This is a genomic window from Amycolatopsis sp. FDAARGOS 1241, assembly GCF_016889705.1.
Lineage (GTDB): Bacteria > Actinomycetota > Actinomycetes > Mycobacteriales > Pseudonocardiaceae > Amycolatopsis.
Genome location: NZ_CP069526.1, coordinates 5,508,777 through 5,534,824, shown reverse-complemented (window position 1 = coordinate 5,534,824; position 26,048 = coordinate 5,508,777). Strand labels below are relative to the sequence as shown.

The following is a 26,048-nucleotide window of genomic DNA, read 5'->3' as shown; positions in this document are numbered from 1 at the left end:
GGTTTCCGCGTACGGCAAGGGAAACGGGGTGTGGTGAAGCGCGCCGGCCGGGCTGGGCGCCTCACGGGTGCGGCTGAGGCTTCCGGACACAGCGTGCCGGCCGGCTGGCGCAGGTCCACGTGCCGGCGCCACACGAGGGCGACTGGGCCAGACCTGGGCGAAATGGTTGTGCCATCAGCCCTGGTCCGGTGATCAAAGCCTGAGAAGCCACGGCATCGGGTGAAACTCAGACATGCGTACCCCGGCTGGTGACCAGGGATTTCGCGGTCCTGTTCGCCCGGGCGGGTTGGTACAAAACGGAGGAGTCCGGCCAGGGCGCCGCAATGTGACTGGCGGCGCAAACGCTTCGTGCTGGGCGGACGGACTCGGGGTGCGGGCAGTTCGCGCCGTGCGGGACGGCTCAGGACCGGCTCGGTCCGTGCGGAACCGTTCGCAGGTAAAGTGATCCGGAACTGTTCGTCCTCAGGGGAGCGAGGCCCGCGATGCCCGAACGACCCGTGCTGGTGCTGACCGCGACCGGCGGGCAGGGCCGTGCTGTCACCGAGGCTCTGCTGGCCCGCGGCGCCACCGTGCGGGCGCTGGTGCGCGACGCCGCGCGCCCGGCCGCGCAGGAGCTCGCCGGGCGGGGCGTCGAGGTCGTCACCGGCGTGCTGGAGGACCCGGGCCCCCTGGCCGACGCGATGCGCGGCGTCGCGGGTGTCTTCGCGTTGACCACGCCGTTCGAATCGGGCCCGGCCGCGGAGATCGCCCAGGGCCGCGCCATCCTCGCCGCCGCGCGCGAGGCCGCGGTGCCGCACCTCGTGTTCAGCTCCGTCGCCGGCGCGCTGGACCACTCGGGCGTACCGCACTTCGACAGCAAGGCCGTCGTCGAGGCCGACGTGCGCGCTTCCGGCGTGCCCTTCACGATTCTCGGCCCGACGTACTTCTACGACAACGCCCTCGGCGGCACCGACCGCATCCTCGCCGGCTTCCTCGACCTCCCCCTCCCCGGCGACCGCCCCCTGCAGCAGCTCGCGCGCACCGACCACGGCGCCTTCGCCGCCGACGCGCTGCTCGACCCCGACCGCTACCTCGGCCACCGCATCGAACTCGCCAGCGACTCCGTCACGCCGACCGAGATGGCGGCCGCCCTGAGCGACGTCCTCGGCCAAGAGGTGCGGCACAACCCCGTTCCCCTCGCGGCCGTCACCAACGAAGACATGCACGCCATGTGGACGTTCCTCACCGACCCCGGCTACCAGGTCGACATCCCCGCACTGCACGCCGCGCACCCGGACATCGCGTGGACCGGCTTCGCCGCCTGGGCCCGCCAGACGTTCACCCCGGGCCGGTGACGCCGGGCATTCGGACCTGCCCCGCCGAGCAGGACCCGCGGGAAGCTAAGGCGCGGCGGTCGGCGTCGAGCGGGACGAGAGCCTGGGGGCTTCCGTGATGCCGGCGTCGCGGAGTTCCGCGGCGATGCGATCGCGCAGCCGGAACTTCTGCACCTTCGTGCCGGACATCGGCCAGTCGGTCACGAACCGCACGTAGCGGGGCACCTTGAACGTCGCGATGCGGCCCAGGCAGTACCCGATCAGCTCGCGCTCGGTGGCGGTCGCGCCCAGGCGAAGCTGGACGTAGGCGACGGGCACCTCGCCGAGCCGCGCATCCGGCGTGCCGACGACCTGCACGACGCCGCAGGCGGGGTGTTCGCCGAGGCAGCCCTCGACTTCGGCCGCCGACACGTTTTCGCCGCCCACCTTGAGCATGTCCTTGAGCCGGGAGACGAACGAGAGCCGGCCTTCCGCGTCGGCGACGACGAGGTCGCCGGTGGAGAACCAGCCGTCGGCGTCGATCCGTTCGGCCGTGAGCTCGGGGTCGCGGTGGTAGTAGGCCATCCGGGACACGCCGCGGTACTGCAGTTCGCCGCGCGTGCCCGCGGGCACCGGCACGCGACTGTCCGGGTCGACGACCCGGACCTCCATGTGCCGCAGCACTTTCCCGCTCGTCTTCGCGCGGACCTCGGCGGGGTCGTCCGGCGAGCCGACGCAGCAGAACCCGAGGGACTCCGTCGAGCCGAGTGACGACATCTGGATCGCCGGCTCGACCCGGGCCTGCATGGCGCGCAACCGTTCCGGTGCGCCGACGTTGAGCACGAGCCGCAGCGCCGACAGGTCGGCGGCGGGGAAGTCGGCGTGGTCGACGACCTGCAGCCAGATCGTCTCGAACGCGGGGAACCCGACCGTGCACCGCTCTTCGGAGAGCTGACGCAACGCGGCCCCCGGTTCGAACGTTCCCGTGTGGACCATGGCGCAGCCGGCGGCGAGTGCCGCAAGAGCGACGTCGAAGCCGCCGCAGTGGAACATCGGCAGCGCCGTCCAGAACCGGTCGCGCGGCCCGAGCCCGAGCCGCTCGGCGACGGCTTCGCCTTCGGTGACCAAGGAGGCGTTGTCGTGCACGCATCCGTGCGGCCGAGCCGTCGTGCCGGACGTGTAGAGGATCAACGCGGGATCGCTTGCGCGCACCTCCGCCCGGGCCGCCGCGACCGCCGCCGTGTCGGCCGGCCTCGGCTGGCAAGTCGCCGGAGAAAGCCAGCCGGCGGGCGTCGGACCCTCGTCCAGCGCGACCACCGCGCGCAGCACCGGCGCCACGCGCAGGGCCAGCCGTCCGGGAGCGGCGGTGGCGAGCCCGGGCAGCGCGTCCGCGAGAACGGGCCCGAGCGCCGCGTCGGCGAGCAGCAGCCGCAGGTCGGCGTTCTCGATGAGGTAGGCGAGCTCCGCGGCTTTGAGCCGGGGGTTCAGCGGGACCGTGACCGCGCCGAGCCAGGCGGCGCCCAGCCACGCCGTCACGCTGGCGAGCCGGCCGGGCGTCAGCAACCCGACGTGGTCGCCCGGACGGACGCCACGAGCCCACAACGCGCCGGCGAAGCGCTTCGCGCCGGCCGCGATCTCGGCGTAGGTAAGCCGTCCGTCGGGGAAGACGACTTCGTGCTCGCCGGCGCCTGCGGCGCACCGGTCGAGCAGATCCGGGATGGTGGTGTCGGGCATGTTGACCCTCCTGAACACGACCGATCATGAGCGGGCGCTGATCCGCGGCGCTTCGGTGATGCCGGCGGCCGCCAGTTCGCCGGCGATCGGCTTGCGCAGCTCGACTTTCTTGATCTTCGTGCCCGACATCGGCCACTCCGTGACCCAGCGGACGTAGCGGGGCACGCGGTAGGAGGCGATCCGGCCGACGCAGTGGTCGATCAGCTCCTGCTCGCTCACCGTGTGCCCGGGCTTGAGCTGGACGAACGCCGCGGGCACCTCGACGTAGCGGGCGTCGGGCGCCGCCACGACGGCCACGATCGCGACGGCGGGGTGCGTGAGCAGGTGGCCCTCGACCTCGGCCGCCGCGACGTTTTCGCCGCCCACCTTGAGCATGTCCTTCAGCCGCGAGACGAACGTCAGCCGCCCGTCGGGGTCCGCGACGACCACGTCCCCGGTGTGGAACCAGCCTTCGGAGTCGAAGACGCGGGCGGTGAGGTCCGGATCGCGGAAGTAGCCGTCGAACGCGTTGGGGCCGCGGAAGAGCAGCTCACCCGGCGCACCGGGCGGCAGGTCCGCGCCCGAGTCCGGGTCGACGACCCGGCACTGCATGCCGGGCATCGGATGCCCGCCGGTTTCGGCTCGCTTGTCCGGCGGATCGTCCAGCCGGTTGAGCGTGAGGAACGCGGCCGACTCCGTCATCGCCACGCACGACACGTGCACGGCGTGGGGCACCCGGGCCGCCATCGCGCGCAGCCGTTCGGGCACGCCCACCACCATCACGATCCGAAGCCGGCTCAGGTCGTGCCCGGCGAAGTCGGGCCGGACGGACGCGGTGGCTCTGCTCGTCATCGGCGGCTCCTCGGAGAGCGAGGCGGGTTCGGCCTGCGGACGGCGACTACCTACCGGCCGTTTGACAAACTAGCGCGGGTGCTCAAGGGTGGACAAGCGGGAAGACCCGGCGATCCGCGGTCGGCCGCGACAGGGCATTGAACCCCGCGGCGAGGAAGGGTGATGCCGTGCCGAGCTACGACGTGGTGGTGATCGGGGCCGGGGCCGCCGGCCTGTGCGCGGGAGCGCTGCTTGCCACCGAAGGCAAACGGGTCGTGGTCCTCGACCGCAGCCCGTACCTGGGCGGGCGCGCGATGGCCGTGCCGGACGAGGGGTTCACCGTCAACCTCGGCGGGCACCTGATCGAAGACGGCGGATCCGGCATCACGAAGGTGTTCGAGCACGTCGGCAAAGAGCTGATCCACGGCGAGGTCAGCAACGAGATGCCGATCTGGGAGAACGGCAAGGGCTGGGGCTCGATCCGCGACCGCTACACCGACCGCACCGAGCTCAAGAAGGTCATCAAGGCGCTCGTCAACACCCCCTACTCCGAGCTCGACGACTGGGACGACCGATCGCTGCGCGAGTGGCTGCACCAGCACACCTCCGACCAGGGGGTGGTCGACCTGTTCGAGTTCATCTCCGTGCTCGAGTGCATGACCGACAACTGGTACGACCACTCCGCCAGCGACAACCTCTATGTCCGCAAGATGCACTTCGAGGAGCGCAACACCGCCGCCTACTCGTGCTGGCCCGGGCAGGGCTGGGACGGCCTGTGGCGCGATCTCGCGGACGCGATCACCGAACACGGCGGCGAGTTGCGCCTGGGCACCTCGGTCGAGCGCGTGCTCATCGAAAGCGGTGCGGTCAAAGGGGTCGCGGTCGCGCGTGAACCGAAGGTGCTGCCCAACGAGTTCTTCGAAGAGGAGATTCTCGAGGCCCCGGCGGTGATCTCCACGTTGCCGGTGTGGCACGTGCTCGACGTGGTGCCGCGCAGCGCGCTGCCGGAGTGGTACGCCTCGCAAATCGAGTTCCTGGCGCAGGACAAGTTCCGCATCGCCTGGCTCGGGCTCTACCTCGCGACCGAGGAGCCGGTCACCCGCTACGACCCGCGGGAGCTCGCGACCTGGACTTCGACCCCGTCGACCAGCTGCTCCGGGTTCATGTTCGACCAGTCCGCGATGGACCCGTCGTGCTCGCCCGAGGGCACGCACCTGCACGTGCTGGGCGCGATCATCCCGGGGGAGAAGGGGCGCGACCGCGAGTGGTGCCGGGCCACGATGCAGGCCTTCGAACGCGACGCCGAAACGATGTGGCCCGGGTTCGCGAAGCCGCTCTGGCGCCGCCGCCACCTGGTGTTCGAGCCGAGCTTCGGCGTGATCCAGATGCCCGGGCTGGTCGGCAAGTACCGGCCGCACTGGCGTGCGCCGAACGTCGAAGGCCTGTGGTTCGCCAGCGAAACCTTCCGCAGCCGCGGAATCGGCACCGACCGCGCGGCGCGCGCGGCTCTCACATGCGTCGAGGACTACCTCGGCGCGCGGATCCCGGCCTTCGGCGATGGATGGAGGTACTGAGTGGAGCGTCTGCAGCTCGGTGTGCCCGGTCAGATCATGCCGCCGGCGGACGCCGCGGCGAAGTTCGCGCTGCGCAGTGAAGCCGAGGGGTTCGACGCCGTCTGGTGGCCGGACCACCTCATGGGCTGGCACGCCGACACCATGTGGACCGAAGACCTGACGCCGCTGGCCGCGGTGCAGCCGAACCCGCACACCTACTTCGACCCGCTGATCATGATGGGTGTGGTGGGGGCGCAGACCGAGCGGATCAAGGTCGGCGTGGTCGTCACCGATCTGATCCGGCGCAATCCGGCGATGGCCGCGGCCGGCGCGCTGACGCTGGACCACGTCACGAAGGGCCGGGCGATCATCGGACTGGGCTCGGGGGAGAAGCTCAACGTCACCCCGTACGGGATGTCGTTCGACAAGCCGGTCGCGAAGCTGTCCGAGGGCATCGACGTGATGCGGTTGTTGTGGGAAGCCGACGGCCCCGTCGACTACCACGGGACATTCCACACCCTCGACAAGGCCGTGCTCGGTTTGCAACCCTATCAAGGGAAAACGCCCGAGATCTGGACGGCCGCACACGGTCCGCGGATGCTCGAGCTCACCGGGGCGAAGGCCGACGGGTGGCTGCCCACCAAGATGACGCCCGCCGGCTACGCCAAGTCGCTCACCACGATCCGGCAAGCCGCGCAGGACGCCGGGCGCGATCCCGCCGCGTTCACCCCTGGCATGCTCGGTTACCTGCTCATGGGACCCGACGAGGAAACCGTCCGACGGCTCACCGAGGCACCGCTCGTGCGGGCGCTGTGCGTGCTGCTGCCCGCGCAGGTCTTCCGCGAACTCGGCGTCGAACCGCCCCTGGCCGGCGGGCCGCACGGCTCCGGCTTCCACGATTTCATCCCCACCACCGTTTCCCGGGCGGAGTCGCTGCGGATCATCGACGCGATCCCGCCGAAGGTCGTGCGGCACTACGCGTTCTGCGGCACCCCGGCGCAGGTCGCCGAGGAACTGGCGGAGTACCGCGCGGCGGGGCTGCGCCACCTCGTCATGTGGAACATCACCGCGTTCGGCGACCCGTCGCTCGCGAAGTGGTCGTTCCAGGCGATGAGCGAGCTGAAGAAGCTGGTGGGGTCGTGAGCGCACGTGCGCGGACGAGCGTCGAGGCGTACTTTTCGTCGATCAACGCCGAGCGGTTCCCCGAGCTCATCGAGGTGTTCGCCGAGAACGTGCGGATCCACGTGGTCGGCGCGACCCCAGTCGCGGGCCGGGAAGCCGCGATCACGCACTTCGTGAAACTGCTCGCGGGCTACGCCGAGCACGACGACTGCGTGACCCGGTGGATCGAAGCCGACGACGCCGGCACCGGGTCCGTGGTGACCGAGATCGACTTCACGGGCCGCCTGCTCGACGGCCGGCCGATCGCGTTCGCCGCCCTCGACGTGTTCGACCTGCGCGACGGCCGGATCGCGAAGGTCACCACGTGGTACGACACCCGTGAGGTCCGCCGCCAGGTGCTCGCGTCGTGAGGGCTGGTCACCGTCCCTTGGCGGTCTGCACCACGGCCATCCGCCCGATGCCCGCGCCGAACGGGGCGGCCTGCGGTGCGAGGCTCGCCAGCGCCCGGTCGTAGGCCGCCACGAGGGCGTCTTCGGCGGCGTAGTCGAAGGGATCGGTCGTGCTCGTTGCCCGCATCGCTGTTTCATTCGCCAGCATCCACTCCACCGTCTCGGCGAGCCCGTCCGCCACCGTCACCACGTCGTGGTACCCGAGGTCCGCGCGCAGCCGCGTTGTGTCCACAATGGACGTCGGCGTCTCCTGGCCGCCGAACGCGGACATCGCGAGCCCGGGGCTGGGCAGCTCGCGGGGCAGCGACCGGAGCTCCAGGTCCCGGCCCGCCGCGCGCGCGACCAGCTGGACCCATTGCCGGACGGTGAGGAGGTCGTCGTCGGCGACGTTGTACGCCTTGCCCGCCGCCGTTTCCGGCCGGTCGACCGCCAGCAGCACGGCCTCCGCGGCGTTGCGCGCGGCGGCTCGCGAGTGCACGCCGTGGCCGCCGTCGGCGAGGATCATCCACGGCCGTCCGTCGAGCACGCGGCGCACCACGTGCCACTCCCACGCGTACGGGTTGCGCGGTCCGTAGACCGTGGGGTACCGCAGGTATGTGGCGGCGAAGGAACCGTTGACGCCCAAGGCGAACACCTGGTCCTCGGTGCGCCGGATCGGGCCGGTGCTGTAGCCGGCGAAGCGCGGCTCGTCCGGCGCGACGAGGGGGTGTGAATCCTCCCGCACCGGCAGCCGCACGCCGTACGGGAAGCGCGAACCGGGGTTGACGTAACCCTGGTAGACCGGCACGCCGCCGACCACGACCAGGTGCGCGCAGCGGTGCGCCACGTGCTCGGCGATGAGCCGGACCCGGCCGTAGGTCGCCACGACCACGTCCCACCCGCCGGCGCCGACGGCGCGGGTGATGTCGTCCGCCTCGAACGGGCTGCCGTGCACGTGCGGCACGTCGGGCAGTTCCGTGACTTCGTGCCGTCCGGTGTGGAACACCGTCACGTCGTGCCCGCGGGCGAGCAGCCCCTCGACGATCGACGGCCCGGTCGGGCCGGTGCCACCGACGACCAGCGCGCGCCCCATCAGGCACCGCCCGTTCCGGAGAACCGCGGCCGCTCGCCGCTGCCGTTTCCGTGCACTGGAGCCCTCCCTGCGCGAGTCCTTCGCGGAGCATCGCAAGCCCGGGTATTTCTGTCAAACGGTTGGTTGATGACCCTTGTTGGGGTGCGGCTGTGGTGCTAATCTCACCGCTACCAAACGGCCGTTAGTCAATGACGACAACGTCATGGAGGACGCCGATGTCCGTAGCCGCCACCGCTCCACATCCTGTCCGAGGAGTTCGCTGCGGACCCCTACCGCGCATACCGGGTGATGCGCGAGCAGCACCCGCTCGTCTGGCACGAAGCCATGCAGAGTTACGTGATCAGCCGCTACTCCGACGTCGAGCGCGCCTTCAAGGACCCGGTGTTCACGAGCCGCAACTACGACTGGCAGCTCGAACCCGTGCACGGCCGCACCATCCTGCAGATGGACGGGCGCGAGCACGCCACGCACCGGAACCTGGTCGCCCCCGCCTTCCGCGGGCGGGACCTGATGACCAAGTTCCTGCCCGTCATCGAACAGAACTCGCGCGAGCTGATCGAGCGGTTCCGCCGCGACGGGCGGGTCGATCTCGTCGACCAGTACGCGACCCGGTTCCCGATCAACGTCATCGTGGACATGCTGGGCCTGCCCAAATCCGACCACGAGCACTTCCACCGCTGGTACAGCTCGATCATGGCCTTCCTGTCCAACCTCTCCGGTGACGAGCAGGTCATGGCCGAAGGCGTCCGTACCAAGGAAGAGTTCGAGCGGTACCTGCTGCCGATCATCCGCGAGCGCCGCGAAAACCCCGGCGACGACCTGCTGTCCACGCTCTGCTCGGCGGAGATCGACGGCGTGCGGATGACCGACGAGGAGATCAAGGCATTCTGCAGCCTGTTGCTGACCGCCGGCGGGGAGACCACCGACAAGGCCATCGCGAGCCTGATGCGCAACCTCGTCGCGAACCCCGATCAGCTCGCCGCGGTCCGGAACGACCACTCGCTGATCGCGGCCGCGTTCGCGGAAACCCTGCGGTTCTCGCCGCCGGTGCACATGATCATGCGCCAGCCCTCGGAAGACGTGCAGCTCTCGGGTGGTCTCGTCGAGGCGGGCAAGACCGTGACCTGCCTGATCGGCGCGGCGAACCGGGATCCGGCCCAGTACGCCGATCCCGACACCTTCGACCTCCTGCGCGCCGACCTCGATCTCGGCCGCGCCTACACGGCCGGCGCCAACCACACCGCGTTCTGCCTGGGCCGCCACTTCTGCGTCGGCGCCATGCTCGCCAAAACCGAACTCGACACCGGCATCGCGCACCTGCTCGACGCCATGCAGGACATCCGCTTCGACGGCGAAGCGCCGCCGGAGCACGGCGTGTTCACCCGCGCCCCCGCTTCGCTGCCCCTGACTTTCACGCCCGCCTGAGGAGGCACCGTCATGACCGCACGCGCGGAGATCGAAAACGTCCTGGGCAAGGCTTCCTGGGGCTACGACGAGAACGACGTCGACCTGATCGCCGAACAGTTCACCGAAACCGCCACGATGACCATGCAGATCGGCCGCGAGGGCGACCCGATCGGCCCGTTCGAAGGTCGCGAGGCGATCCGCAAGCTGCACGCGGACTCGCTGGCCGCGCAGACCGACCAGCGCCGGCACAACCTCTCGAACCTCGTGATCACCAAGGAGACCCCGGAGAGCGCGTCGACGACCGCGAACCTCACCCTGCTGTCGATCGAGAACGGCACCGTGCAGGTCCTCTCCAGCGGCTGGTACCGCGACGAGCTGGTCAAGCGGGGCGAGTCCTGGCTGATCGCCACCCGGCACATCTACCTCGACCTGCCCTACTGATCCCCGCACCGGCACTTACCAGAGGACACCCATGGTCAACCTCGGACGGATCCCGGAGAAGTGGGCCGCGCTCACGCCCACCCGGGACGCGATCGTCGACGCCCCGAGCGGGCGGCGGATGGACTGGAGAACCCTCGACGAGCGCGTCCGCAGGCTCGCCAACGGGCTCGCGGGCGGGGGCGGGCTCGGCCTGTCCCCAGGCGACCGGGTCGCGATCCTGGCGAAGAACTCCATCGAGTACCAGGAGCTGTACTACGCGGCGGGGCGGGCAGGGCTCGTCACCCAGCCGCTGAACTGGCGGCTCGGCGCGGGTGAGCTCACCCGGATCGTCGCCGACGCGGCGCCGAAGGCGGTGATCGTCTCCGACGAGTGGCTCGACACCGCGAAGGAGCTGCAGACCGCGGTGGACGTGCCGAACTGGCTGCAGTTCGGGGCTTCGGGCGACGGGAGCTATGAAAACCTGCTGGCCCGCAGCAGCACCGACGAGCCGGAGTGGTCGGCTTCGGTCGGTGACGCCGACCCGTTCTTCATCCTCTACACCGGCGGCACGACTGGCGAGTCGAAGGGCGCGCTGCACAGCCACACGAGCGTGTCGTTCGGGATGCTCAACCAGACGGTCGCCGAGCGCATCGTCGCGACCGACGTCTACATGCTGACCGGGCAGATGTACCACATCCCGATCGTGCTCTCGATGAACTACCACCGCCACGGCTGTCCGCTGGTGCTGATGAACTTCGAGGCGCGCACCGCACTGGAGCTGATCCAGGAGGAGCGGGTCTCGGCGTTCCTCGGCATCACCACGATGCTCAACTGGATGATGGCCGTGCCGGGCTTCTCGTCCTACGACATCTCGGCGCTGCGCAACATTCAGTACGGCGGCGGCCCCATGCCCTCGTCGGTGGTCAAGGCCGCGCTCGACCAGTTTCCCTGCACGCTGATCCAGGGGTACGGGCAGACCGAGGGCACGACGATGTGCTTCCTGTCCCAGGAGGACCACCTCGACGCCGTGCGCGGGATCCACCCGGAACGGCTGATGTCCTGCGGCCGCGAAGGTTTCGTCACCCAGGTGCGGGTTGTGGACCCCGGCGGCCGCGATGTGCCCAAGGACGGCAAGACCGCGGGTCAGATCATCGTGCGGTCCGAGGCCAACATGCTCGGGTACCTCAACCGGCCCGACCTCACCGCGGACACCATCCGCGACGGCTGGATGTGGACCGGCGACATCGCCACGTGGGACGCCGAGTCCTACGTGTTCATCGTCGACCGCGCCAAGGACATGATCATCTCCGGCGGTGAGAACATCTACTCGATCCAGGTCGAGGAAGCGGTGAACAAACACCCGTCCGTGCTCGAATGCGCGGTGATCGGCGTGCCCGACGACGAGTGGGGCGAGGCGGTCAAGGCCTTCGTGGTGCTCAAACCCGAGACGACGGCCACCGAAGCCGACATCATCGCGACGGCCAAGCAGCACCTGGCCTCCTACCAGAAACCGCGGTCCGTCGAGTTCGTCGACGCGCTGCCCAAGGCGCCCACCGGGAAGATCCTCAAGCGTGACCTGCGCCGGGAGTACTGGGCGGATCGCGGCCGGTCGGTGTGACGGCGGGCCTGCACCACCTCGGCGTGCGCGTGGCCGCACTGGACAAGGCCGTGGCGTTCTACCGCGAGCTCGGTGCCGAACCGCTCGCCCCGGAGTTCGCGCTCGACGCGGGCGCTGCCCGGCTCGCGATGAACGCGCGCGGCGCCGGCCCGGTGCGGGTCCTCCTGCTCGGGTTCCCGGACGGCAGCGGGATCGAGCTCTTCGAGTTCGGCGACCCGGTACCGCCGTGGTGCGCCGAGCTCGAGCGGACCGCCCGATTGCCGCACCTCGGGATCCGGGTCACCGACGTCGACGCCGCGCTGGCCCGCGCCGAAGCGGCCGGCGGGCAGCGGCTGTGGGACGAACCGAAGCAGTGGGGCCCGGTGCGGGTGGTGTACCTGCGCGATCCGGACGGGACCGTGCTCGAGCTGCTCGACGGGCCGCTGCGGGCGGTCGCGGACGTGGTCGCCCGGTGAGCACCGATCGGCACGAGGAGGAGGTTCCTTGTCCTACGACGTGATCGTGCTCGGCGCCGGCGTGTCCGGCCTGGTCACGGCGTCCCTGCTGGCCGAACGGGGAAAACGCGTGCTACTGCTGGAAAAGCACGCGTACCTCGGCGGCCGGGCGCGCGAGTACCGGTACCGGGGGCACCAGCTCGGCCTCGGCAGCCACCTCGTCGAGGACCCCGGTGACTCGCTGACCCGCGTGTGCGCGCTGATGGGGCTCGACCTCGTGCACTCCGAGCGCAGCGATTCCATGCCGTTCTGGACCAACGGCCGGGGCTGGGCGCCGATCCAGGAGCAGTACGCGGGCAGCGCGAAACAGGGCCTCAAGCGCTGCATCCAGGCACTGAACGACACGTCCTACGACGAGCTCGAGAAGTGGAACCACGCGTCCCTGCGGGAGTGGATGGCGCAGTACACCTCCGACGAGGGCGTCTACACGGTGTGGGAAGCGATCTCCGTGCTGGAGCAGATCACGGTGCGGCCGTGGGAGCACTCGGCTTCGGAAAACCTCTACACGCGCAAGCTGCACTACTCGACGCGCCGCACCGTCGGGTACTCGTTCTGGCCCATGGGTGGGTGGGACGCGGTGTGGCACGACCTGGTCTCGGCGTTCGAGGCCAAGGGCGGGCAGCTGCGGCTGTCCGCACCCGTGCGCCGGGTCGACGTCCGGGCCGGCGCCGTGCACGGGGTGACCCTGCGCGACGGCGAGGAGATCGAGGCGCCGCAAGTGGTCGTGTCCGCGCCGGTGTGGGACCTGCCCCGCCTCTTCGCCGGTGACGCGCTGCCGTGGGACCTGCGGGCGCGGATCCGGCTGCTGGCCGCCAGCCGCAACCGCGCCTGCTGGATCGGCTACTGGATCGCCGCCGAGGAACCCGTGATCGCGATGACCGAGCGGGAGATGGCGTCGTTCCTGTCCACGCCCCGCTGCGGCCTGCCCGGGTTCACCCTCAACTTCACCGGCTACGACTCCGGCGTCTCGCCCGCGGGGGAGTACCTCACGTGCGTCGGAGCGTCGTTCGACGCGACGCAGCACTACGGTGACCGGGCCTGGCTCGACCGGAAGTTCGCCGAGCTGTGGGAGGACATCGAAGAGATGATGCCCGCGGCCCGTGGTGCACTGTGGACGAAACCGCACGTCGTCACCAGCTACGGCGTGCTCGCCAAACCGGGGCTGGTCGGCCCGGTCCGGCCCGACGCCTGGGTCCGTGGCGTCGAGGGCCTGTGGCTGACCGGCGATACCACGCGCGCCCGCGGCATCGGGATCGACAAGGCGGCGCGCTCGGGCATCACGACCGCCGAAGCCGTGCTGGGGCAGCGGCTCGGCGCGTTCGCGGGAACGATGCGCTATTGAACACCAGCGCTGCTGAAAGTCCTTGGACGGGAACAGTTCCACGACGGCAGGAGGCGGACATGGCGGGACGGGTCGAGGGAAAGGTCGCGTTCATCACGGGCGCGGCCCGCGGGCAGGGCCGGGCGCACGCGGTGCGGCTCGCCGAAGAGGGTGCCGACATCATCGCGATCGACGCGTGCGAGGCGATCGAGACGGTGGACAAGTACCCACCGGCGACCGAGGAGGACCTGGGCGAAACTACGGCTCTGGTCGAGAAACTGGGCCGCAAGATCGTCGCGCGCAAGGCCGACGTCCGCGACGCGAAGGGCCTGCAGGCGGCCCTCGACGAGGGTGTCGACCAGTTCGGCGGGCTGGACATCGTCGTCGCCAACGCCGGCATCGCCACCTACGGCATGTCCTGGGAGCTCACCGAGGACATGTGGCAGGACATGCTCGACGTCAACCTCACGGGCGTCTGGCACACCGCGAAGGCCGCGGTGCCGCACCTGATGCGCCGCGGCGGCGGGTCGATGGTGTTCACCAGCTCGATCGGCGGGCTGAAGGGCATCATGCAGGTCGCCCACTACGTGGCTGCCAAGCACGGCATCGTCGGGCTCATGCGCACGATGGCCAACGAGCTCGCCGGGCACCGCATCCGGGTCAACACCGTGCACCCGACCAATGTGGACACCCACATGATCCAGAACCCGGGTACGTGGGGGATGTTCGCCCCGGACGACCCCGAACCGACGCGCGAGAAGGCGATGCCGGGTTTCCTGTCGCTCAACGCGCTGCAGGTGCCGTGGGTCGAGTCGGTCGACATCGCCAACGCCGTGCTGTTCCTCTCCAGCGACGAGGCGCGTTACGTGACCGGGGTGGCCCTGCCCGTCGACGCGGGAGCCGCGGTCAAATGAGGATCGAGGGATCCGTCGGCCTGGTCACCGGCGGCGCGTCCGGCCTCGGCGCCGGCACCGCGCGGATGCTGGTGGCCGGTGGCGGCCGGGTCGGCATCCTGGACCTGCCGGGCTCGGCGGGTGCGGAGTTCGCGGCCGGACTCGGCGACGCCGCGCTGTTCGTGCCGGCCGACGTGTCCGACGAAGCCGAGGTGGAGAAGGCCGTGGCCCAGGTCGCGGACCGGTTCGGCCGGCTCGACGTGTGCGTCAACGCGGCCGGGATCAGCCCGGCCGCGCGGGTGCTGTCGCGCAAGGGCGAACTGCACCCGCTCACCCTGTTCCGGCGCACCGTCGAGATCAACCTCGTGGGCGCGTTCGACGTGCTGCGCCACGCGGTCGCCGTGATGTCCCGCAACGAACCGGAGCCGGACGGTGAGCGCGGGCTGATCGTCAACGTCTCTTCCGCGGCCGCGCTGGAAGGACAGGCCGGCCAGGCGGCGTACTCGGCGTCGAAGGGCGGGCTGGTCGCGCTGACGCTGCCGCTGGCGCGCGACCTCGCGCTGTGGGGCATCAGGGTGATGACCGTCTGCCCGGGGATCATGGACACGGGCATGCTGGCCGGGGCGGACGAGAAACGCCGCGCCGCGCTGATGGACCTGCACGTGTTCCCCAAGCGGCTGGGCCGCCCGGACGACTTCGCCCGGCTGGTCGCGAGCTTCATGGAAAACGAGCTGCTCAACGGCGAAGTGGTCCGGCTGGACGCCGCGACCCGCTTGTGACGCACAACAGCGAGGAGTTTCCGATGTCCGACATCGCCGCACCGCTGGCGGGGCGCACCGCGCTCGTGACCGGAGGTTCGCGCGGCGTCGGCCGCGCGGTGGCCCTGCGGCTGGCGGCCGGCGGTGCCGCGGTCGCGGTCAACTACCGGCGCGACGCCGCGGCGGCCGAGGAGGTCGTCGCGGGGATCGCCGCCGAGGGCGGGACCGCAGTCGCCTACCGCGCGTCGGTCGACGACACGGACGCCGTCGCCACGATGGTGCAGCGGATCCGGGTCGACCTGGGCCCCATCGACCTCCTCGTCAGCAACGCGGGCACCGCGAGCCGCGGCACCCCCGTCGCGGACACCGACGAGCAGGAGTACCTGCGCCTGTTGCGCGTTCACACGCTGGGCCCGCTGGCGCTGATCCGGTCCCTGCTGCCGGACCTGCGCGCGGCGCCGCGCGGCGACGTGATCGTGGTGTCCAGCGCCATCGTCGACACCGCCCCGGGCGGCGGCGCGGCCTACTCCATGGCGAAGGCCGCCATGGAGACCGCCGCACGCACCCTGGCCTACGAAGAACGGGCGAGCGGCGTGCGCGTGAACATCGTCGCGCCCGGCCTGGTCGCCACGGACATGGGCGAACGCCTGGTGGCGGCGTCGGGCGCCCCCACCCTCGCGGACCTCGACGCCCGCTACCCCTTCGGCCGCGTGGCGCGGCCCGAGGACATCGCCGGCGTGGTGGCCTTTCTCGCCTCTTCCGCCGCCGACTACCTGACCGCGCAACGCATCCGCATCGACGGCGGCGGCCCGGACATCCCGATCGTCGCCGTCCCGGAGTCCTGATCGGGCTCGCTTCACGCGCGGTGGCCGGTGGCTCCCGGCGGGGCGGCCCCATCCTCGCCGTCCCGGGGAGCCGTCGGGCCGCGCACCTGCGTCAGGCGAGTGTGATCAGCGGTGCTCCGGCGGCCACGGAGGTGCCGGGCGTGACGAGGACGGCACCGACGACGCCGCTTGCCTCCGTGCGCACCTCCATCTCCATCTTCATCGCCTCCAGCACCGCGACGACCTCGCCCGCGGCGATCTCCTGGCCGGGCTCGACGCGGATCGCGACGACGGTCGCGTCCATCGGCGCTGCCGGCACTCCGCCGGCCACCGCGTCCGCGGTGCGGCTGGTTGCGCCGTCGCGCAATGGGCGATCCGACGGTCCGGCGACCGCCCCGGGCCGCCGCGCGCGGCCGTAGACGGCGATCTCCACCGGCCCCCGGTCCGTGCTGATCCGGACCCGCCGGGCGGGCACGGCATCCGCCGCGGGGCGGTCCACGGCCACCGGCCCGGGAGCCGCGGGGGCCTCGGCCGGATCCGGCACCCACTCCCGTTCCACCGATCCCGTGTCGTGCCTGCCTTCGGTGAACGAATCCGACTCGAGGATCGTCCGGAGGTACGGCGCCGTCGTCGGCACGCCCGCGACCCGCAGCTCCGCGAGCGCACCGGCGAGCCGGCGGCGCGCGGCGTCGCGATCACTGCCGTGGGCGAGGACTTTGCCGAACAGCGAGTCGTACATCGCCGGGACCGAGCCGCCCGGCTCGACGCCGAAGTCGTTGCGGACGCCGGGGCCCAGGGGCAGGGCCAGCCCGGACACGGTGCCCGGTGCCGGCCGGAAGCCCGCCCACGGGTCCTCGGCGGCGATGCGCGCCTGGATCGCGTGCCCGCGCACCACCACGTCGTCCTGGGTGAACGGCAGCGGCTCACCCAGTGCGATCCGCAGCTGCGCCGCGACGATGTCGAGGCCGGTGACGAGCTCCGTCACACCGTGCTCGACCTGCAGCCGCGTGTTCATCTCCAGGAAGAAGAACTCGCCGGATTCCGGCAGCAGCAGGAACTCGACGGTCCCCGCGCCCACGTACCCGACCTCCCGCGCCAGTGTCACGGCCGCGTCCCGCAGCGCAGTGCGGACCGCGTCCGGCAGGCCGAACGCCGGGGCTTCCTCGATCAGCTTCTGGTGGCGACGCTGCACCGAGCAGTCGCGGTCGGCGAGGTGGACGACCGTGCCGTGCGCGTCGCCGAGCACCTGCACCTCGACGTGGCGCACCGGCCGCAGGTAGCGCTCGAGGTGCACCTCCGGCCGCCCGAACGCGGCGTCCGCTTCCCGCCCGGCGGCTGCCATCGCCTCGACCAGGCCGGTGGCCGAGGCCACCACGCGCATCCCCCGCCCGCCACCGCCGAACGACGCCTTGACCACGAGCGGGAACCCGATCCGTTCCGCCTCGGCCACGGCCTGCTCGGCCGTCAGGTCACCCGTGCCCGGTGGCACCGGCACGCCGCACTTCTCGGCGACCGCGCGCGCCGCCACCTTGTCGCCCAGGCGCGCGATGATCTCCGCGGGCGGCCCGACGAACGTCAGCCCGGCCGCGGCGACCGCCTCCGCGAACGCCGCGTCCTCGCTCAGCAAGCCGTAACCCGGGTGCACGAGGTCCGCACCGGCCGCCTTCGCGGCATCCAGCACGGCGTCGACGTCGAGATAGGACGCGCGAGCCGGCGCGGGCCCGATCCGGTGCGCCTCGTCGGCGAGCCGCACGTGCAAGGCTCCGGCGTCGGCGTCGCTGTACACCGCGACGGCGCGCAGGCCGAGCTCGTGGCACGCGCGGATGATGCGAACGGCGATCTCGCCGCGGTTCGCCACGAGGACGGTCCCGATTGGCATGTCCGGCTTCCCTCACGTCCGTGCCGGCGCGACCGGCACACCCATCCCGGGGTCCCGCCCCGGTCGACGGCACCCTCCGCGAAGCTCTGTCTACCAACCTACCGTCTGATAGTCTAGTGTCGGCGCTGAGGATGGATCACGCCCTTCTCAGGCGCGGCGGTTCACGCTCACGACCCGACTCAGCAAGTGGAGGTGCCGTGGCGACGAGGAGCACCACCCCGGGTGACGAAGCCGGCGATCCGGCCGAGGTCACGATGGCCGACCGGCTCGCCGTGCTCCGCGAGAAGCAGGAGGCCGCGCACGCCAGCGGCGGGCCCGAAGGCCTGCGCCGGCACCGCGAATCCGGCCGCCTGCCGGTGCGGGAGCGCATCGGCCTGCTCGTCGACGCCGGCACCTGGTTCGAGATCGGCGCCCTCGCGCTGCCGGAATTGCGGCGCGAGAAGCCGATCCCCGGCGACGCCGTGGTGACCGGTTTCGGCCTGCTCGACGGCCGCCGCATCGGTGTGATCGGCATCGACTCCTCCGTGGTCGCGGGAACCACCGCGCCCATCAGCATGCGCAAGCAGGGCCGGCTGATCGAGCACGCCCAGCGCCACGGTTTCCCCCTCGTCCTCCTGTGCGACGCCGACGGCGGCCGCATGCCGGACGTGTCCGGCTGGCGCTTCTCCGGGCTGCCACTGGATTTCACGACCTTCCTCAAGCCGCCGCCCGGGCAACCGGTCGTGCCGAGAGCCGCGGCCGTGCTCGGCCCGAGCTACGGCGACTCCGCCCTGCACGCCTCGACCGCCCACTTCGTCGTGATGGTCCGCAGCGGCTCGATCGCACTGTCGGGCCCGTCGGTCGTAGAGCCGGCGATCGGGGAGAAGGTCACCGACACCGAACTCGGTGGCCCGGCCGCGGCGACCGAAGCCGGCAACGCCCACCTCGTCGTCGACACCGAGGCGGACGCGATCGACGCCATCGCCGCGTTCCTGTCCTACCTGCCGCAGAACTCGGCCCAGCGGCCGCCGCTCGCGCCGCCGCTGCCGCCCGCGCGGAACCCGGCCGACCTCGACTCGATCGTCCCGCTCGGCCCGCGTTCGGGGTACGACATGCGCGACGTCTTCGCCTGCATCGCCGACGAAGCGAGCATCCTGCCGTGGGCGGACGGCTGGGGCCCCAGCCTCCTGTGCGCGCTCGCGCGGATCGAAGGCCGGCCGGTCGGGCTCATCGGCAACCAGCCGATCGTGCGGGCCGGCGCGCTGGAAACGCCCAGCCTCGCCAAGGAACGCACGTTCGTGCGGCTGTGCGACACCTTCGGCCTGCCGCTGGTGTTCCTGCACGACGTGCCCGGCCTGATGATCGGGACCCAAGCCGAACGCGGTGGCATCCTGCACGGCTACGAAGGACTCGTCTCCGCGATCGCCGAGGCCACCGTGCCGAAGGTCGGCGTGGTGCTGCGCAAGGCCTACGGCGGCGGCCACTTCGCGATGGGCGGGCGCCCGACCAAACCGGACTTCCTCTACGCGTGGCCCAGCGCCGAACTCGGCTTCATGGCGCCCGAAACCGGCATCCGCACGATCCACCGGCGCCGGCTGGAGCGGGTGCTGGCCGAGGAAGGCCCGGCGGCGCACGCGGCACTCGTAGCGCAGCTGACCGAGGAGTGGATCAGCGAAGCCGAGCCGTGGGAAGCCGCCGCGCACCTGTCGCTGGACGACGTCATCGAACCGGCCCGCACGAGGGACGTCATCGCGACGAGCATCGAGATCGCATCGGGAGGACCTGCGTGAGCAACGGGAACGGGATCGCGGCAAGCACCATCCGCGTCGAGGCCGGCGACACCGGCGACGGTTCGGGCGTGGTCGCGGTGCTCACCATCGACTCCCCGGCCAAGCTCAACGCGATGGGCCGGGGTTTCTGGCCGGAGCTCAGGGAAGCGCTGTCCCGCTTGGCCACCGACGGCCGGACCCGCGCGGTGATCATCACCGGCGCCGGGGACAAGGCGTTCTCGGCCGGCGGCGACATCGCCAGCTTCGCCGAGCTCACCGACGTCGCCGCCAAACGCGAGTTCCAGCAGGACTGCATGCGCACCTTCGCCGCGGTGGAGGAGTCCCCGCTGCCGATCATCGCGGCGGTGAACGGCTTCGCGATGGGCGGCGGCTGCGAACTCGCCCTCGCCTGCGACGTGGTCGTCGCCGCGGACACCGCGATGTTCGGCATGCCGGAGTGCAGTGTCGGGCTGGTGCCCGGGTTCGGCGTGCTGCGCGCGCCGTCGGTGATCGGCCGGCAGTGGACGAAGCTCATGATGTTCGGCGGCGAACGGGTCGACGCGGCCACCGCGCTGCGGATCGGCCTGGCGCAGAAGGTGGTCCCCGCCGGCGAACTGCTGAGCGCCGCCCGGGAACTCGCCGGGCGGTTCGCCGCGATGGCCCCGCTCGCCGTGGCGACCGGCAAGAACCTGGTCAACCGCGGCGTGGACCGCGGCGAGTTCGACCACTCGACCGGCGCGCTGACCACCCTGCACGCCACCGCCGACGCCGCCGAGGGCATCGCCGCCTTCCTCGGCAAGCGCGCGCCGCGCTTCGAGGGCCGCTGATGACCGAACCGTTCGTGGCCCTGATGCGCCGCTACGTCACCGACTACACCAACCGCCACGACGTGTCGGTCTGCCCCGAGATCATGGAACCCGGCTACGTCCTGCACATGGGCCCGCACGAGGTCGCCGGCCGCGACGAGGCCTACATCCCCGCGGCGCGGCGGCAGTTCGAGCAGTTCCCCGGGCTGGGTCTCACCGTCCACACGATCGTCACCGACGGCCGGCGGCTGGCCATGCGGTTCTCCGAGCACGGCCGGCGCGCCCGCGACGGGCGGCTCGCGGTGTGGACGGGGATCGGGCTGTACCGCTGGAACGGCCGCCGGCTCGAGTCGAACTTCGTCGAGCAGGACTACTGGTCCCGCCGCCGTCAGCTCGGCTCCGGACACCCGGGCACGGTGGATCCGCCCGCGCTCGCCCCGTGGGACACCACGGCCGAACCGGCGGAACCGGCCGCGGAAACCGTGGTGCGCGAGTGGCTCGCGACCGGCGCGGCCGTCCAGCCGGCGAGCGCTGCCGTCCGCTTCGACGACGGCGACGCGGGGCCCGCCCTGCTGACGGACGTGTCGTCGACCGTCGACGAGCTGTTCTCGGCCGGGTCGCACGTCGCGTTCCGGGTCACCGCTTCGGGTGCGTATGCCGGTGGTCTCGGCTCCGCGGCCGGGGGCGCCGCCGGGACCCCGGCGACCCTGCACCTCGTCGGCCTCGTCACCGTCGACCACGGCCGCGTCGCCGGTGGCTGGATCGTCCGCGACCGGCTCGGGCTGGCGCGCAGCCTCGCGCAGCCGGCCGTCGCCAGCTCCTGAGAGGACCCCATGCCCACCACCGAAAACGCCGCCGTGCCCGACAACCTGCTCGAACCGTCGGCGAGCGCCGACCCGTACCCGGTGCTGCGCGCGTTGCGCGACGCGGATCCGGTGCACTGGAGCGAGCCGCACCGGGCGTGGTTGCTCACCCGCTACGACGACGTTTCGGCGGCCTTCCAGAACAAGGCGTTCTCCAGCGACCGGGTCCGGCCGCTGCTCGCCGCGCGCGCCGGCCGGCCCGAGCAGCCCTCGACCGCGGTGCTCGGGCTGATGTCCAGCTGGATGGTGGTCTCCGACCCGCCCGCGCACACACGGCTGCGGAAACTCGCCGCGGGAGCGTTCAAGGGGCAGGGGATCGCCCGCATGGACGGCATGATCACCCGGATCGTCGACGAGCACATCGACGGCTTCCTGCGCGGCTCCGGTGCGCAGGACCTCATCGAGCACATCGCCTATCCGTTGCCCACCACCGTGATCGCCACGATGCTCGGCGCGGCGCCGGAAGACCGGGATCGTTTTCGCGAGTGGTCCGACGAGCTCGCGCTCGTGGCGTTCGGCGCGGGCGGCACGGCGCGGGCCGACCGGCACGAACGGGCGCTGCGCGGCCTGCGGGAGATGGACGCCTACATCCGCGAGCTCATCGCGAAACGGCGCACCGACCCGGGCGAGGACATGCTGTCCGCGCTCATGGCGCACGACGGGGACGCCGACCACCTGTCCGACGACGAGCTCGTCGCGATGTGCGCGCTGCTCCTGTTCGCCGGGCACGAGACCACGACCAACTCCATCGCGAACTCCGTGCTGGCTTTGCTGCGCCACCCCGAGCAGCTCGACCGGCTGCGGCGGGAACCGGCGCTGATCGGTCCCGCCGTCGAGGAGCTGCTGCGGTTCGACGGGCCGATCAAGGTCCTGATCCGCTGGGTCGTCGCGGAAACCGAAGTGGGCGGACGGACGATCTCTCCCGGCGAGCGCGTGCACCTCGTCCTCGCGTCCGCCAACCGCGACCCGGCGAAGTTCACCGACCCGGACTCCCTCGACCTCGAGCGCGGGCCCAACCCGCACCTCGCGTTCGGCAAGGGCATCCACGCCTGCATCGGGGCCCAGCTCGCGCGGATGGAAACCCGGATCGCGGTGAGCCGGATCCTCGCTCGCATGCCCGGGCTCGCCCTCGCCGGGGGTCCACAGTGGAAGGTGAGCTTGGCGTCGCGGGCCATGGTCGCCCTCCCCGTCACGCACAGCGCCCGGAGGACGCCATGAAGATCGGCCAGGTGCCCGACGTCTGCCAGGGTCACGCGCAGTGCTACATCATCGACCCGGAATTGTTCCCGCTCAACGAAGACGGCTTCTCCGGCGTCGGCGCGGAGCAAGAGGTGCCGCCGGGGGAGGAGGACACCGCCGAACTCGGTGTCGACGCGTGCCCGTTCGCGGCGCTGCGGGTGCTTCGGTGAACGCGACGGACGCGCTGTTCACGCCGGTACGGGTCGGCAGTCTGACCTTCGCCAATCGGCTCGTCATGGCCCCGATGGGCACGTGCCTGGACCAGGGCGGGTTCGTCACCGACGACACGGTGGCCTACTACCGGCGCCGCGCCGAGGGGGGCGTCGGGGCGATCACCGTCGAGGGCTGTCTGGTCTCCCCCGACACCGTGGGGCCCGAGCCACGCCTGTCCGCACCGGAGTACGTGCCCGGGCTCAACCGGATCGTCGAGGCGGTCCGCCCGCACGGCACCGTGGTGGGCGTGCAGCTCATGCACCCCGGCCGGCAGGTCGTCGACGGCCCGTCCGTGGCGCCGTCGCCGGTCCCGCTCAACTCGGCCTCGCCCACCCCGCACGAGCTGACCGAACCCGAGATCACCCGCATCGTCGCCGACTACGCGCGGGCCGCACGGTTGGCCGCCGAAGCGGGCTTCGACTACCTCGAGGTGCACGGCGCCCACGGCTACCTGCCGTCGAACTTCCTGTCACCGCGGCACAACCTGCGCACCGACGGCTACGGCGGCACCCTCGCCCGGCGGGCCCGGTTCTCGCTCGAGGTGGCGCAGGCGATCGTCGCCGCGGTTGATCTACCGCTCGTCTGGCGGCTCAACGGCACCGACGCCGAGCCCGGCGGGTTCGATCTCGACTCGGCTGTGACGGTCGCGCAGTTGCTGGAAGACGCAGGCGTCGCGTCGATCTCGGTGTCGTCGGGCACCTGGCTGACGCTGCACGAGACGTTGGCGCCGATGGCCGTGCGGCGCGGGCACATGCGCCCGCTCGTGAAGGCCGTGCGGCAAGCCGTGTCCGTGCCGGTGATGGCCGTGGGGCGTCTGGACGACCCGGCGCTGGCCGCCGAAGTCGTGGCCTCCGGCGACGCGGACTTGGTGCTGCTCGGGCGCGGCCTGATCGCCGAGCCGGACTGGCCGAACCTCGTGCGAGACGGCCGGCTTTCCGCGGTGCGCCCGTGCATCGCGTGCAACGCCTGCGTCGAGCTGGTCGGGCGCGGCGAGCGGGCGCGGTGCTCGGTGAACCCCGAGGTCGGCCGCGAACGCACGTGGGTCGTCGAACCGGCCACGGCCGCGCGGCGCGTGCTGGTGGTGGGCTCGGGGCCGTCGGGGCTGGAGGCGGCGTGGATCGCTCGGCTGCGCGGCCACGAGGTGTCGGTCTGGGAACGCGACAGCTCGTGCGGCGGCAAGCTGGGCGTCGCGGGGGCGGCGCCCAGCAAGCAGGAAGTGGTGCGGTTCCGGGATTTTCAAGTTCGCCGTCTGGACGAGCTGGGCGTGGAGATCCGCACGGGCGCACCGGTGTCCGCCCGGACGGTGGCCGAGCAGCGGCCCGACGTCGTGGTCGTCGCGACCGGTGCGGTTCCGCTGGTGCCTCCCATCCCCGGCATCAGCGGACCGGACGTGCACGACGCGCAGCGGTTGCTGCGCGGGGAGCTCGACGTGGCCCCCGGGACGCGCCTGGTGGTCGTCGGCGGCAGTGCCACCGGCTGCGAAACCGCCGAGCTGATGCGAGCTCGAGGAGCGGAGGTCACGATCGTCGAGATGCGCTCGAGCACCGGCCGCGGCATCGAGGCGATCACGCGGCGGCAGCTGGTGAAGCAGCTCCGCCGCGACGGTGTCCGGATCCTCACGAAAGCCGTGGTCGTCGGGATCGAGCCGGGGGCCGTGCACTGGCAGCCGGTGGGGGAGGAGGGCGCCGCGGAGACGATCGCGGCCGACCTGGTCGCCCTGGCCATCGGCTGGCGCGCGACGGGGCCGGAGGTCGCCGCCGAACTCGCGGGCGAGGGGCGTGAAGTGCGGATCCTCGGCGACGCCGAACTCCCGGCCGATTTCGTCCGCGCGGTGAACGCCGGCGCCGACGCCGGGCTGGCCGTCTGATGCGCCGAGGTAGCGTGATCGCCACCCGGCGAAAGCACGGCCAATGGTTCATTGATCGGTCGTTTGGTAGATTGGGGATTTCCGAGACCGGTCGAGCGGCCGAGCAGACGAATGAGGGTGGTCCGGATGCGGGAGCCGGCGGGCAGGGCCCAGCGACGCGGCGGCGGTTCGCGCAAGCCTCGTGAAGAGCGGTGGGCCGAGCTGTTCGCCGTCGCCACCGAGGTCTTCTACGAAAAGGGCTACGAAGGCGCGTCGCTGCAGGACATCGCCGACCGGCTCGGGCTGCTCAAGGGCAGCCTGTACTACTACATCCACTCGAAGGAAGACCTGCTCTTCGAGGTCATGAGCGAGGTGCACCGGCAGGGGCTCGCCAACATCGTCGCGCTGGCGAGCCGGCCGGGGGATCCGTTGCAGCGGCTGCGCAACGTGGTCGTCGGCCACGTCGACCACATGTGCCGCAACCTCACCGGCACCACCGTCTTCCTGCACGAGATGGCCGCCCTGCCGGCCGAGCGCCAAGAGGAGATCCTCGGCGGCGAACACGCCTACCGGTCGGTGTTCCTCGACCTGATCCGCAAGGGCAAGGCCGAAGGCCTGGTGCGCGCCGACATCGATCCCAAGCTCGCCAGCCTGTCGATTCTCGGGTCGGTGAACTGGGTGTACCGCTGGTTCCGGCCCGGGGGCGAGTTCACGCCGAAGCAGATCGGCGAGCACTTCGCCGACCTCATCCTCCACAGCCTCGTGGCCGAGGGTGCGTCGCTGGAGAAGCCTTCGCCGAAGAAGCGTTCCCCGCACTGACGTTCCGGGCCGCTGCGGCCTGGTTCGCCCAGGCGCGCAGCGACCCCGCGGGCAGCGGTCAGGCGGCGAGGAACTTCCGCAACGCCGCGTCGAACTGCTCGGGCTGCTCCAGGAACGGGCAGTGCGCCGCCTTCGCCACGATCTCCAGCCGCGAGCCCGCGATGTGCTCGTGAAGGTAGGGCCCGTTGCCCGCCGGCACCGCCACGTCGGCCTCACCGGTGATGATCAGCGCCGGCACGTCGATCAGCCGCAGCACGTCGCGGTAGTCCTGGATGATGAAGTCCCACGACGCGAGCGCCATCGCAGCCGCGTCGCACCGGCGCATTTCCGCCAGCGTGGCTTCCTTGTCCTCGGCCGGCAGTGGCTCGGCGAAGAACGCCGGCAACAGGGTCTCCGCGGCGGCCCCGAAGTCACTCCCCACCAGGCCGACCCACCCGAGGAGCCCGTCGAGGTCGGCGAAGCCCAGCTCCCACCCGTCGGACTTCAGCAGCTTCGGGCTCGCGCCGACCAGCGTCAGCGTCCGCAGCCGGTCGGTCCCGAACAGCTCCACGTACTGCAACGCCGTCGAGCCGCCACCGGACCACGCCACCAGGTGCACCGGCTCCGCACCGGTCCACGTGATGACCTCCGCGAGATCGGCCGCCAGCCGCGCTGTGCGCTGCCCGTGCGTCGTCTTGTCCGAGTCGCCCTGCCCGCGCGGGTCGTAGGACACAACCCGGAACGAGGCGGTCAGCGTCTCGAACTGCTTGCGGAACCACCACGTCGACACGCCCCAGCCGGGCAGGAGCAGCAGGGTAGGACCGGCCCCCTCGTCCCGGACGTGCAGCCGGGTGCCGTCGCGCATCGTCAGATCAGGCATCGTCGCCTC

24 protein-coding genes are annotated in these 26,048 nt (G+C 71.5%); 19 read left to right on the top strand and 5 right to left on the bottom strand.

Features of this window, described 5'->3' with window-relative positions:
- The first annotated feature begins 482 nt into the window (after nucleotides 1-482).
- Nucleotides 483-1,334, top strand: coding sequence for an NmrA/HSCARG family protein (locus tag I6J71_RS27195; protein WP_204089445.1), 852 nt, complete (start codon nucleotides 483-485; stop codon nucleotides 1,332-1,334).
- A 45-nt stretch (nucleotides 1,335-1,379) separates the two neighbouring features.
- Here I6J71_RS27195 and I6J71_RS27190 read toward each other — a convergent pair whose 3' ends face one another.
- A complete protein-coding gene (locus I6J71_RS27190; RefSeq protein ID WP_204089444.1) occupies nucleotides 1,380-3,026 on the bottom strand; it encodes a class I adenylate-forming enzyme family protein in 1,647 nt (548 codons plus the stop codon).
- Between the two features lie 24 nt (nucleotides 3,027-3,050).
- A complete protein-coding gene (locus tag I6J71_RS27185; protein ID WP_204089443.1) occupies nucleotides 3,051-3,857 on the bottom strand; it encodes a class I adenylate-forming enzyme family protein in 807 nt (268 codons plus the stop codon).
- A gap of 167 nt (nucleotides 3,858-4,024) precedes the next feature.
- On the opposite strand from I6J71_RS27185, the gene I6J71_RS27180 reads away from it, so the two are divergent.
- From I6J71_RS27180 to I6J71_RS27170, 3 genes are read left to right on the top strand one after another with little or no spacing between them, the layout of a single operon-like run.
- Nucleotides 4,025-5,410 carry an NAD(P)/FAD-dependent oxidoreductase gene (locus I6J71_RS27180; protein WP_204089442.1) on the top strand — a complete coding sequence of 462 codons (1,386 nt, stop codon included), beginning with the start codon at nucleotides 4,025-4,027 and terminating at the stop codon, nucleotides 5,408-5,410.
- Nucleotides 5,411-6,532: an LLM class flavin-dependent oxidoreductase gene (locus I6J71_RS27175; protein ID WP_204089441.1), complete on the top strand. Its 1,122-nt coding sequence runs from the start codon at nucleotides 5,411-5,413 to the stop codon at nucleotides 6,530-6,532.
- Nucleotides 6,529-6,921 carry a nuclear transport factor 2 family protein gene (locus tag I6J71_RS27170; RefSeq protein ID WP_204089440.1) on the top strand — a complete coding sequence of 131 codons (393 nt, stop codon included), beginning with the start codon at nucleotides 6,529-6,531 and terminating at the stop codon, nucleotides 6,919-6,921. The genes I6J71_RS27175 and I6J71_RS27170 overlap by 4 nt, the downstream gene beginning before the upstream one ends.
- Before the next feature lie 7 nt (nucleotides 6,922-6,928).
- Here I6J71_RS27170 and I6J71_RS27165 read toward each other — a convergent pair whose 3' ends face one another.
- Nucleotides 6,929-8,032 carry an NAD(P)H-binding protein gene (locus I6J71_RS27165; RefSeq protein ID WP_204089439.1) on the bottom strand — a complete coding sequence of 368 codons (1,104 nt, stop codon included), beginning with the start codon at nucleotides 8,030-8,032 and terminating at the stop codon, nucleotides 6,929-6,931.
- Between the two features lie 288 nt (nucleotides 8,033-8,320).
- Between I6J71_RS27165 and I6J71_RS27160 the strand changes: the two genes are divergently transcribed.
- The 8 genes from I6J71_RS27160 to I6J71_RS27125 are packed head-to-tail and all read left to right on the top strand — an operon-like array spanning nucleotide 8,321 to nucleotide 15,788.
- Entirely contained in the window at nucleotides 8,321-9,457 is a 1,137-nt protein-coding gene (locus I6J71_RS27160; RefSeq protein ID WP_204089438.1) for a cytochrome P450, read from the top strand.
- A 12-nt stretch (nucleotides 9,458-9,469) separates the two neighbouring features.
- A complete protein-coding gene (locus I6J71_RS27155) occupies nucleotides 9,470-9,880 on the top strand; it encodes a nuclear transport factor 2 family protein (protein WP_204089437.1) in 411 nt (136 codons plus the stop codon).
- A 31-nt stretch (nucleotides 9,881-9,911) separates the two neighbouring features.
- Nucleotides 9,912-11,477: a class I adenylate-forming enzyme family protein gene (locus I6J71_RS27150; protein ID WP_204089436.1), complete on the top strand. Its 1,566-nt coding sequence runs from the start codon at nucleotides 9,912-9,914 to the stop codon at nucleotides 11,475-11,477.
- Complete coding sequence (locus I6J71_RS27145) at nucleotides 11,474-11,932, top strand: VOC family protein (RefSeq protein WP_204089435.1); 459 nt, start codon at nucleotides 11,474-11,476, stop codon at nucleotides 11,930-11,932. Before I6J71_RS27150 ends, I6J71_RS27145 begins: the two co-directional genes overlap by 4 nt.
- Before the next feature lie 28 nt (nucleotides 11,933-11,960).
- Nucleotides 11,961-13,313: an NAD(P)/FAD-dependent oxidoreductase gene (locus I6J71_RS27140; RefSeq protein WP_204089434.1), complete on the top strand. Its 1,353-nt coding sequence runs from the start codon at nucleotides 11,961-11,963 to the stop codon at nucleotides 13,311-13,313.
- 59 nt (nucleotides 13,314-13,372) lie between these two features.
- Nucleotides 13,373-14,206, top strand: coding sequence for a mycofactocin-coupled SDR family oxidoreductase (locus tag I6J71_RS27135; protein ID WP_204089433.1), 834 nt, complete (start codon nucleotides 13,373-13,375; stop codon nucleotides 14,204-14,206).
- Nucleotides 14,203-14,964, top strand: a complete 762-nt coding sequence (locus I6J71_RS27130) for an SDR family NAD(P)-dependent oxidoreductase (RefSeq protein ID WP_204089432.1) — start codon at nucleotides 14,203-14,205, stop codon at nucleotides 14,962-14,964. Before I6J71_RS27135 ends, I6J71_RS27130 begins: the two co-directional genes overlap by 4 nt.
- Nucleotides 14,965-14,987: 23 nt before the next feature.
- Entirely contained in the window at nucleotides 14,988-15,788 is an 801-nt protein-coding gene (locus I6J71_RS27125; RefSeq protein WP_204089431.1) for an SDR family NAD(P)-dependent oxidoreductase, read from the top strand.
- A 91-nt stretch (nucleotides 15,789-15,879) separates the two neighbouring features.
- Here I6J71_RS27125 and I6J71_RS27120 read toward each other — a convergent pair whose 3' ends face one another.
- Complete coding sequence (locus I6J71_RS27120; protein WP_204089430.1) at nucleotides 15,880-17,646, bottom strand: biotin carboxylase N-terminal domain-containing protein; 1,767 nt, start codon at nucleotides 17,644-17,646, stop codon at nucleotides 15,880-15,882.
- A gap of 197 nt (nucleotides 17,647-17,843) precedes the next feature.
- Here I6J71_RS27120 and I6J71_RS27115 point away from each other — a divergent pair, with 197 nt between their 5' ends.
- The 7 genes from I6J71_RS27115 (at nucleotide 17,844) to I6J71_RS27085 (ending at nucleotide 25,180) form a co-directional block, all read left to right on the top strand.
- Complete coding sequence (locus tag I6J71_RS27115) at nucleotides 17,844-19,415, top strand: acyl-CoA carboxylase subunit beta (protein ID WP_204089429.1); 1,572 nt, start codon at nucleotides 17,844-17,846, stop codon at nucleotides 19,413-19,415.
- Nucleotides 19,412-20,221 carry an enoyl-CoA hydratase/isomerase family protein gene (locus I6J71_RS27110; RefSeq protein WP_204089428.1) on the top strand — a complete coding sequence of 270 codons (810 nt, stop codon included), beginning with the start codon at nucleotides 19,412-19,414 and terminating at the stop codon, nucleotides 20,219-20,221. Before I6J71_RS27115 ends, I6J71_RS27110 begins: the two co-directional genes overlap by 4 nt.
- A complete protein-coding gene (locus I6J71_RS27105; RefSeq protein WP_204089427.1) occupies nucleotides 20,221-21,024 on the top strand; it encodes a nuclear transport factor 2 family protein in 804 nt (267 codons plus the stop codon). The genes I6J71_RS27110 and I6J71_RS27105 overlap by 1 nt, the downstream gene beginning before the upstream one ends.
- Nucleotides 21,025-21,033: 9 nt before the next feature.
- Nucleotides 21,034-22,281 (top strand): cytochrome P450, encoded by a 1,248-nt coding sequence (locus I6J71_RS27100; protein ID WP_204089426.1) that lies wholly within the window; start codon nucleotides 21,034-21,036, stop codon nucleotides 22,279-22,281.
- Nucleotides 22,278-22,472 (top strand): ferredoxin, encoded by a 195-nt coding sequence (locus I6J71_RS27095; protein WP_204089425.1) that lies wholly within the window; start codon nucleotides 22,278-22,280, stop codon nucleotides 22,470-22,472. Before I6J71_RS27100 ends, I6J71_RS27095 begins: the two co-directional genes overlap by 4 nt.
- Nucleotides 22,469-24,382, top strand: a complete 1,914-nt coding sequence (locus I6J71_RS27090) for an FAD-dependent oxidoreductase (RefSeq protein ID WP_204089424.1) — start codon at nucleotides 22,469-22,471, stop codon at nucleotides 24,380-24,382. The genes I6J71_RS27095 and I6J71_RS27090 overlap by 4 nt, the downstream gene beginning before the upstream one ends.
- Before the next feature lie 126 nt (nucleotides 24,383-24,508).
- Nucleotides 24,509-25,180, top strand: a complete 672-nt coding sequence (locus I6J71_RS27085) for a TetR/AcrR family transcriptional regulator (RefSeq protein ID WP_204089423.1) — start codon at nucleotides 24,509-24,511, stop codon at nucleotides 25,178-25,180.
- 58 nt (nucleotides 25,181-25,238) lie between these two features.
- Here I6J71_RS27085 and I6J71_RS27080 read toward each other — a convergent pair whose 3' ends face one another.
- Nucleotides 25,239-26,039, bottom strand: a complete 801-nt coding sequence (locus tag I6J71_RS27080) for an alpha/beta fold hydrolase (RefSeq protein WP_204089422.1) — start codon at nucleotides 26,037-26,039, stop codon at nucleotides 25,239-25,241.
- Between the last annotated feature and the right edge of the window lie 9 nt (nucleotides 26,040-26,048).